7 protein-coding genes are annotated in these 9,087 nt (G+C 67.6%); 2 read left to right on the top strand and 5 right to left on the bottom strand.

Annotation, left to right across the window (positions count from 1 at the left end; translation table 11 throughout):
• Positions 1–127: 127 nt before the first annotated feature.
• Both BGN95_RS12450 and BGN95_RS12445 read right to left on the bottom strand, forming a co-directional pair.
• A complete protein-coding gene (locus BGN95_RS12450) occupies positions 128–3,520 on the bottom strand; it encodes a TonB-dependent receptor (RefSeq protein ID WP_286772786.1) in 3,393 nt (1,130 codons plus the stop codon).
• A 185-nt stretch (positions 3,521–3,705) separates the two neighbouring features.
• A complete protein-coding gene (locus BGN95_RS12445; RefSeq protein ID WP_265312461.1) occupies positions 3,706–3,915 on the bottom strand; it encodes a hypothetical protein in 210 nt (69 codons plus the stop codon).
• A 251-nt stretch (positions 3,916–4,166) separates the two neighbouring features.
• Between BGN95_RS12445 and BGN95_RS12440 the strand changes: the two genes are divergently transcribed.
• Together BGN95_RS12440 and BGN95_RS12435 are read left to right on the top strand one after the other, a co-directional pair.
• Positions 4,167–4,721, top strand: coding sequence for an RNA polymerase sigma factor (locus BGN95_RS12440; protein ID WP_179515304.1), 555 nt, complete (start codon positions 4,167–4,169; stop codon positions 4,719–4,721).
• Positions 4,645–5,682, top strand: coding sequence for a FecR family protein (locus tag BGN95_RS12435; RefSeq protein WP_286772785.1), 1,038 nt, complete (start codon positions 4,645–4,647; stop codon positions 5,680–5,682). The genes BGN95_RS12440 and BGN95_RS12435 overlap by 77 nt, the downstream gene beginning before the upstream one ends.
• A gap of 321 nt (positions 5,683–6,003) precedes the next feature.
• On the opposite strand, the gene BGN95_RS12430 is transcribed toward BGN95_RS12435, so the two are convergent.
• From BGN95_RS12430 to BGN95_RS12420, 3 genes are read right to left on the bottom strand one after another with little or no spacing between them, the layout of a single operon-like run.
• The gene (locus tag BGN95_RS12430; RefSeq protein ID WP_286772784.1) at positions 6,004–7,347 is read right to left on the bottom strand and encodes a sensor histidine kinase; all 1,344 of its coding nucleotides are present in this window, start codon (positions 7,345–7,347) and stop codon (positions 6,004–6,006) included.
• Positions 7,340–8,017: a response regulator transcription factor gene (locus tag BGN95_RS12425; protein WP_265312813.1), complete on the bottom strand. Its 678-nt coding sequence runs from the start codon at positions 8,015–8,017 to the stop codon at positions 7,340–7,342. The genes BGN95_RS12430 and BGN95_RS12425 overlap by 8 nt, the downstream gene beginning before the upstream one ends.
• 46 nt (positions 8,018–8,063) lie before the next feature.
• Positions 8,064–9,053, bottom strand: a complete 990-nt coding sequence (locus BGN95_RS12420) for a YncE family protein (RefSeq protein WP_286772783.1) — start codon at positions 9,051–9,053, stop codon at positions 8,064–8,066.
• Positions 9,054–9,087: the final 34 nt, after the last annotated feature.

Raw genomic sequence — 9,087 nt, 5'->3', positions numbered from 1 at the left:
CGGATCGTGACGCGTCCGCCCTCCCCCGCCGCGATCGCGAACAAGGGCGCGTCCCCCGTTTTCGCGACCGCCGCCGCGGGCGCCAGCGCCACGGCAAGAACCAACGCTGCCGCCCCCCGTCTGAACATCAGAAACGATACCTCATGTTGGCGTACCAATAGCGCCGCATCGGCGTATAGAGCGTGCCCAGATAGCCGGTCGCCGCAAGCGGCGGGGCTTCATTGGTGATGTTGCGCGCGCCGATCCGGATGCTTGCGCCCTTGAGCGCGCCGGTGAAGCGATATTCGGCGTAAAGATTGGCGGTGAGCTGCCCGTCGACTACCCACGGCGCGGAGGCGCTGTCGATGCTGTCGTCCTCGACGCTGCCGATATATTGGGTGAAGGCGCCGACCGAGACATTCTCCAGCGACCAGTTGAACGACGCCGACCATTTCCACGCCGGACGCGAATTGAGCCGCAGCAGGCTGCCACCGCCGGTGATCACCGTATCCTTGTTGATCTTCCCCGCCGCGCGCGCGGCCATCAGCGCGGCGATCCCCGGCGACGGATCCTGATAGAATTCGAACAGATGCGACACGTTCACCGCGACGTTGAAGTCGCCGATCCCGGTGTCGCGGACCGAATAGACCGCATTGAGATCCAGCCCGCGCACCGTTTGCGGCAACAGATTGACGTACTGGTCCTTGACGTAAAGCACTTGCCCGGCCGGCGCGAGCCCGGTCCCGGCAAAGGCGGCGAGATCGTCGGCGGTAGGCGCCGCGCGCACCACGTTCGGGTTGGTCTCGCCCGACTGGCGCAGCAGATAATCGAGGATCAGCGCATTGCCTTCGCCGAAGATGCCGATCAGCCCGGTCTGCCTGACCCGCCAATAGTCGGCGGTGAGCGTCAGATGCCCGAAGCGATCGGGAATCGGCGGCTCGACCACCGCGCCGACCGACCAGGTGGTGGCGCGCTCGGGCTGGAGATCGGGGTTGCCCGAGCGGAGCGCGGTCACGTTCATCCGGCGCGGGCTGCCGGGCGCCGAGCAATCGGAGAATTTGGCGAACGCCCCGCGCCGAAAATCCGCCTCGCAGAAGGCATAGTCGGTGCGCGTGTTGGTGCGCGCGATGACCTGCGCATTGACCTGTTCGAGGTTCGGCGCGCGGAACGACTTCGCCCAGGATCCGCGCAGGCGGAAACCCTTCACCACATCCCATGAGCCGGCGACCTTCGGCACCGCGATATCGCCGAAATCGCTGTAATTCTCGAAGCGGCCCGCGACCTGGAGATTGAGGCTGCGGACCAGCGGCACCGACATTTCGGGCGACACCACCGGCACCGCGAGCTCGCCATAGGCCGAGAATACCATACGCGCGCCGCGAGTATCCGGGTTCTTGCTCAGATTGGCGAAATCGCTGACCGCGGTCTTGGTATAGGGATCGATATAATCGATCGTGCCGTCGATCCGCGCGTCGCGATCGTCGAGCTGGGTTTCGCGCCGCGCCTCGATCCCCGAGGCGAAGCCGACGTCGCCGCCGGGCAGCGTGATCAGATCCTTTTTCGACACGCGGAAGTCGTAGGTCGCCAGCGTCGCCTTGGTGAAGCGCACCAATTTCTGCCGCGCCGCATCGATGCTCGTCGCGTTGCTCGGGGTGCCGTCGCCGAGCGAGGGCGTGGCGAGCGTGCCGCCGTTGAACGGATTATAGGCCGCCGGGGTCGACAGCGCGAGGATCTCGGCGAGCTTGGTGCGCGAGATATTGTCGCTGACGTCGCGAACCGTCGCCTCGGAATAGCTGCCGGCGGTTTCCCAGTTGAACCCGTTCCATTCGCCGCGCAGCCCGAACAGGGTGCGGAACTGCTTGTTCGTCACATCGACGTTGATCTGGCCGAAATCGCGGAAGGCATAATTGTTGATCCGGACCGGCAACCCGCCGGCCGGGATGTTCAGCCCCGGAATACGGTTCGGATTGGGGGTGCCGTCGGCGAAGGTGACCGGGCCGAACGGGTTCCAGTAATTGCTCGCCGGCACCGTGATCGGGATCGAGGTCAGCGTTTCGATCGGGCGCTGCACCGCATGGGTCTTCGCGTAATAATAGCCCGCTTCCCAGAAGGCGGTGACGTCGTCGAAGTCATAGTGCCCGGTGAGGAACAGATTGACGCGGTTGAGCCGCGGGATGACCGAGGTGCCCTCGGCGATATGGTCTTCGCGCAACGCGGCGTTGAGCCCGCCGGTCGTGGTGCACAGCCCGTTGCCCAGCGCAGTGTTGCAGCCGGACAGCGTCGCGGGCTGAATCTGGAACGCGCCGGCCCTGGTCGTCACTGCCGTGCCGCCGGCCATGACCGGGCTGCTGCCGGTTTTCACGACCGTACCGCCCAGCCACGGTGTCGTGGTGCTGCGGCCGTCGAGCTTGCTGTTGCCCTCGAACCGGGTACCCACGAACAGCGGGCGGCGGTCCGCCGACGCGGTGAAATATTGGTCGGTGGTCAGCAAGCCGGTGCCGCGATCATAGCTCGCGAACAAGGTGATATTGCCCTTGCCGCTCGCGAAATTGCTGCCGAACACCCCGCTCGCGTTGAGCTCGCGCAGCCGCGTCCCCTCGGCGCCGCCATATTGCAGCGACACGTCGCCGCCGTTGTAATCCTTCTTGAGTACGGTGTTGACGACGCCCGCCACCGCATCCGCGCCGTAGATCGCCGCCGCGCCGTCGCGCAGCACCTCCAGCCGTTCTAGCCCGTTCACCGGGATCGCATTGGTATTATAGGTGAGGACCGGGACGAGCTGATCGTTCGCCTGGCTGGTCGGGTGCTGGACGACGCGGCGACCGTTGAGCATCACCAAAGTGTTGCCGATCCCGAGGTTGCGCAGGTTGACCGATCCCACGTCGCCGCGCGCGGCGTTGCTGCTCTGCGGCAGGTACGAGCTGTTGAACGTTACGTCGCCAAATTGCGGGACCGAACGGAACAGCTCGTCGCCCGAAACCGCGCCGCTGTCCTGGATCTCGCGCTGGCCGATCAGCGTGACCGGCAGCGCATCGTTGATCTTGGCGCCTTTGATCTGCGAGCCGACGACGACGACATCCTGAACCGGGGTCTGATCGACATCCTCCGCCGGGGCCGGCGTCGGGGCGGCCGCGCCGGGGCTCGCCTCCTGCGGCGCGGGAACGAAATGGGTGGTCGACGCGATCCGCCGCGACATCTGCTTCGCCGGCTCGCGCAAGGTCAGCGCGACGACGCGGCCGTTGATCGAGGCGATCTTGAGCGGCGTACCCTCCAGGATCTTCGCCAGCGCGCTTTCGGCGGCATAGCTGCCGACCACCGCCGGCGCGCGCAATGCCGCGACATTGGCGGAGGGGAACAGCAGGCGATAGCCCGATTGCTTCGAAAACGCCTGAAGCGCGCCGCCCAGCGACTGCGCCGGAATATCGAACCGCGTCACTTGTGCCTGGGCCGCCGCGGCCGCAGCGGGCGATATCGTCGCCACCGCCATCACCGCCGCGCTTGCCTGTGCGATAAGCGCCCAACGCCCGATTCCACCGATCATCAATCTTACCCCCCGGTACGACCGAGCCGGCATTTTCCGGCCCTCATCCTTCCAAGACGGGCGATGTGCGCATTCCCCCCACCCTCGCGGAGGAATTTCTTGCACTTTTATGTCTCGGCGCGTGCGCCGCGAGCGTTTCTGCGCCTCTCAGCGGCGCGGTTCGCGCAAGTTTGCGCTTACGACCGTTACGCTTCTGCGGAAAGCGGCCGCGCCGGCTCGTCGGCGACATCCTCCAGCCGCCTGAGCTTGTCGGTGAGCAGCCGCGCGGCGACGAGCCGGGCCATCAATCTGCGATCCGGATCGTGGTGCTGAAGCTCGTTGAGCAGCGTCGTCGACCAATCGCCTATTCCGGACTGCAAAGCGGTGACCAGCTCGTCCCGGTTAACCTGTCGCATCGCGAATCACTCCGTGGGGGGAGTTGGAACAAAGCAGGAACATTGCGTGTAGGAAAGCGGATTTTCATCACCCCCTCCACCGAACAAGCAAAGGTAATCCCGCGCCTTTTTACCTCCCAACCGCAGAAATCCGCGCTTCGCGCATTAGCTCTCGACAAGCCCCGCGCCGCCCGCTTTCATGCCAGCGAGCGAAAAGGCCCGGGGGGAAAGCGCTGAACGATCGCGACGAGCGGCTGGCCTGGTTCAAGGCCGTGATCCTGCCGTATCAGCCGGTGCTGCGGCGCCGGTTGTGGCGGCTGGTGCGCAATCCGCACGATCTCGACGATCTGGTCGCGGAGGTGATGACGCGCACCTATGCCTATGACGGCTGGCGCGAGGTGCGCAACGGGCTCGCCTTCATCACCCGCGCGGCGCACAATATCCTGATCGACCAGCAGCGCCGCGAAGTGATCGTCTCGTTCGATTATATGGCCGATCTGGAGACGTTGCAGCGCAGCGTCTCCTATGACGAGATGTTCGACGCGCGCGATGCGCTGCGTCACTTGGAGGCGGTGATCGAACGATTGCCCCCGCAACCGCGCCGCGCCTTTCTGCTGCGCCGTGTGCAGGGGCATTCGGTCGGCGAGGTGGCGGAAATCATGGGGATATCCGTCTCAACCGTGGAGAAGCATCTGACGAAGGCGCTCGCCCGTATCGCGGCCGAGCGCGCCGAGCAGGAGGATAATTGCGTTGTCCAGCGGGACGAAAGCGGCGAACGAGCGCAAGGCGATCCGCGCCGCGGCGGCGGCCTGGGTGGTGCGCCTTGACGCCGCCCCGGGCGATCCCAGCCTGCGCGACGACGCCGATCGCTGGATAGACGCCGATCCGCGCCACGCGGTCGCGTTCGCCGAGGCGCAGCTCGCCTGGGAAGCCGCGCCGCACATCCGGTTACGCGACGAGGAGGGGCAGGACGAGGAAGCGACCGCGCCCGAGGAGGCACTGGTCCCCGCCGCGCCGATGATCAGCCGGCGCGCGGTGGGGCTCGGGTTGCTCGCGGCATCGGCGGTGGGGGCGGTCGGGCTCGGCCGGCTGCTCCTTCCCGGCGAGGAGCGCCGCGCCACGACGCGCGGCGAGCAAAGCCTGACGCGGCTTGCCGACGGTTCGTCGATCCGGCTCAACACCGCGACGACGCTGGCGATCAGCCTCAGCCGCGCGCGGCGCAAGGTAAGGATGATCGAGGGTGAGGCGCTGTTCGACGTCGCGCGCGATCCGCGTCGTCCGTTCATCGTCGATCTCGGTGACGCCGAGGTACGGGTGATCGGCACGAGCTTCAACATCCGCAAACGCGCCGATCGCACCGAACTGACCGTGACGCGCGGGCTGGTCGCGGTAAGCGATGTCGAAGGGCAATCGATCCGCGTCGGCGCGGGCGAGACGACGCTGATCCGCCCCGGCGTGCTCGCGGTGGCCGACCCCGGCGAGGCGTTGATCCGCCAGCGCACCGCATGGCAGGACGGGGTGATCGAGCTCAACGACGAGACGATCGAGGAGGCGGTGGCTGAGTTCAACCGCTATCGCGACCAGCCGATCGTGGTGGCCGATCCGCGGATCGGCTCGCTGGTGATCTCGGGCCGGTTCGGGATCCACGAAAGCCGCGAATTCGTCGAGGCGCTGAAAAGCAGCTTCGCGATCGCCGCGGTGACGACCGCCAACGGGTCGATCGCGCTGACCGGCGCCGAAGGACCTGCCCCACGGATCGCGCCCGCGCCGGGGCGAGCGGCGGAATGACGCGACGGCGGACCGGCAGGATGGATGCGGCGGGCCGATCGTAACTGGACCCCGGCCTTCGCCGGGGTGGTTAGTCCTATCCTTGTGTCCCCGCGAAGGCGGGGACCCAGTCTGGGCTCCCGCCTTCGCGGGAGCACAAGGGTACCTCAATTAAACGCGACGCTCTAGACGCGTCACTCTATAAATTACTATTTTATAATAACTTACTGAACGATCCATCGTTCTCGGGCGAAACGTCATTCGTGTGAACTTCGTGAACTTTGCGAAGGTTTACGCCCGACGCCGCGGGCGGAACGACAAAAACGATGCGGATTGACGCACTCAGATCCTCGGCAACCGCAGCACCGCGCTGAGCCCTGGCGCGGCATCCTCGATCGCCAGCGTGCCGCCGTGCGCGCGTGCGATCGCGTCGACGAGGTTGAGCCCCAGCCCGTGGCCATGCGCCGCGCGGCTGCGATCGAGCCGCACGAAGCGCTCGACGATCCGCGCGCGGTCCGCGGCCGCCACCCCCGGCCCGTCGTCGGCCACCTCCAGCCGCGCGATCCCCGGCTCGGCGCGCAAGGTCAGGCGGATCGCGGTGCCCGGCGGGGTGTGCGCCTGGGCATTGTCGAGTAGGTTGATCACCGCCTGCGCGATCAGCTCGCGATCGCCCGGCACCGCGATGCCCGGCGCGATATCGCACGCCAGCGTCCGCCCCTTGTCCGCAACCGCGGGGGCGTAGCTGTCGACGAGATCCTCGGCGAGCGCGGTGAGATCGACCGTGACGAAGCCCTGCCGCACGTCCCCGGCGTCGACCTCCACGATGCGCAGGATTCCGCCGAACAGCGCTAGCGTCGCATCCGCCTGCTCGACCGCTTTGGCGATCGCCGCGCGCTGGGCGGCGGGAGCGTCGACCGAAAGCGCCGCTTCGAGCCCGGCGCGCAGCCGCGCGAGCGGGGTGCGCAGATCGTGCGCGACATCGGCCGACACCTGGCGGAGATTGTCGAGCAGCCGCGCGATCCGTTCGAGCATCAGGTTGAGCGCGATGCCGAGTTGGTCGAATTCGTCGCCGCGCGGCGATACCGGCACGCGGCGGCGCATGTCGCCGGCGATGATCGCCTGCGCGGTGCCGCTGATCCGGTCGAGCCGCCGGCGGAGATAGCTGCCGAGCACCAGCGCTCCGCCCGCGCCGATCGCGAGGATCAGCACGAGCACCCCGGCGAACAGTGACAGGATCAACCGGTCGAGCCGCTCCAGCACCTGCGAATCGATCCCCACGACGAGCGACAGGTTGCGATCGAGCCGCGTCGTCAGCGCGCGCGCATGATCGAGCCCCTCGATCGGATCGCGGAACGCGACGTTCGAATAGCCCGGCGGGGGCAGATCGAGGTCGAAGCTGCCCGCGACTTTCCTGCCCGATGCGTCGAACAGGGCATAGCCGAAGGTGACCACGCCGTTGGTCGATCCGCGCGCGCCGATCGCGTCGATCAGCCCGGCATAACCCTCCGTGCGATAGCTGCGTTCGAGCGCGGCGGTCGCCTCGCCCAGCGCGAGATCCTGCTCGCCGCGCAAGGCCCGCTCGGCCGCGACATAGACCAGCACCCCGAGCAGCGCGACCGCCAGCGCGAACGCCCCCGAATAGATGAACGCGATGCGATAGACGGCGCTGCGCCGCTTCTCAGTCACCGCCGCGCATCCGATATCCCACCCCGCGCAACGTCTCGATCGGATCGCTGTCGAACCCCTCGTTGAGCTTGCCGCGCATCCGGCTCAAATGGCTTTCGACGATATTGGTCTGCGGATCGAAGTGGAAACCCCACACTTCCTCCAGCAACATCGCGCGGGTGACGATCCGCCCGGCGTTGCGCATCAATTGCTCGAGGATGCCGAATTCGCGCGGCTGGAGCCGGATCTCGCGTGCGCCGCGCCGCACCTCGCGCCGTAACAGATCGAGCGTCACGTCGCCGACGTGGAAGCGCGTCGGCGCCTCGGCCAGCGGCGGGCGGCGCAGCAACGCCCCGACCCGCGCCGAAAGCTCCGCGAACGCGAACGGCTTGACGAGATAATCGTCCGCCCCCGCTTCCAGCCCGGCAACGCGATCGCCGATGCTGCCCAGCGCGGTCAGCATGATCACCGGCACCCTGATCCCCGCGGCGCGCCAGCGGCGGACCACTTCCAGCCCGTCGACCCCGGGCAGCATGCGATCGACCACCGCAAGATCGAAATCCGCCGCGTCGCCCGCGCGATGCGCGGCATCGCCGTCGGCGACGTGCGTCACCTTATGACCGGCGTCGGCCAGCCCGCGTTCGACCAGCGCCGCAGTTTCGGCATCGTCCTCGGCAAGCAGAATGTGCATCGGGGCCGTGTTGCGCGCTGCCACGCGAAACCGCAATCCGTGCCGCTCAATTGGGCTTGAGCACCAGGATATGGAACGTCCCCGGCGCCGCGCCGGGGCGCTTGCCTTGCGACGCCACCAAAGTCGCGGTGGGCAGATAGACCATCCCGGTCACCGGATCGACCGCACCGGTGCGCGCGCCGGGCGCGGTCTTGATCTTGGCCTTGGGCGTCACCCGCGCGGCGGACAGATCGAGCACGTCGAGCGTCCCGTCCTGCCCCGCCGGGATCAGCGCGACCTTGCGCCGCGCGTCGATCATCACCGCATCGGGGCCGCGCCCGATCGGGACGCGCTGCGCGAGCTTGCCCGTCGCCAGATCGACCACCGCGGCGACGCCGTTGCCGCACGCGCTCACCAGTCGCGCGTGGGGGGCATCGAGCCCCAGCCCGGTCGGCCCCTCGCAGCCGGGCAGCGCGATCGGCTTGCCTATGGTGCCTTGGGCGAGATCGACCACCTCGATCTCATTGGCGTCCTCGTTGTTGATGTAGAGCGTGCGGCCGCGGATCGCGGGATATTCGAGCCCCGGCTTGACCCGGATCGTCCGCATCACGCGGTGCGCAGTCACGTCGATCTCCGCCACCGTGCCGGCGGCGGCGTTCATCGTCAGCAGATGGCCGGTGCCGCGATCAACGATCGCCGCATCGGGCTTGCGATCGACCGCGACGCTCGCGCTTTGCGTGCCGCGCGCGGGATCGAAGAAGCGAACGCTGTCGTCGCCACCGCTGGTCACCGCCAGTTCGCGGGTGGCGAGCGGCACCACCGCGTGGCTGTGCGCGACTGGACCGAGCGGCGTCGCCGCGCGCATCGTGGCGAGATCGACCACCGCCACCGCGTCATTGTGCGCGACATAGAGTTTGCGCGCGAGCGGATCGACCGTCGCATAATCCCAGCCGCCGTCGCCGGGGACGGAAATCGCGGGCTGCATGCGGTAGCTTTGCGCGCCGGCGGCGGTCACAGCGGCGAGCCCGGCCAGCGCGAACGTGATCGTGCGAAACATCGAGCGAGTCTCCTTCGCGCTCGATTTTGCCGTC

Origin of the sequence: Sphingomonas sp. 66-10 (assembly GCF_001897045.1) — a bacterium.
Lineage (GTDB): Bacteria > Pseudomonadota > Alphaproteobacteria > Sphingomonadales > Sphingomonadaceae > Sphingomonas > Sphingomonas lycopersici.
The sequence above is the reverse complement of the archived record's forward strand: the minus strand, read 5'-3'. Positions and strand labels throughout refer to the sequence as shown.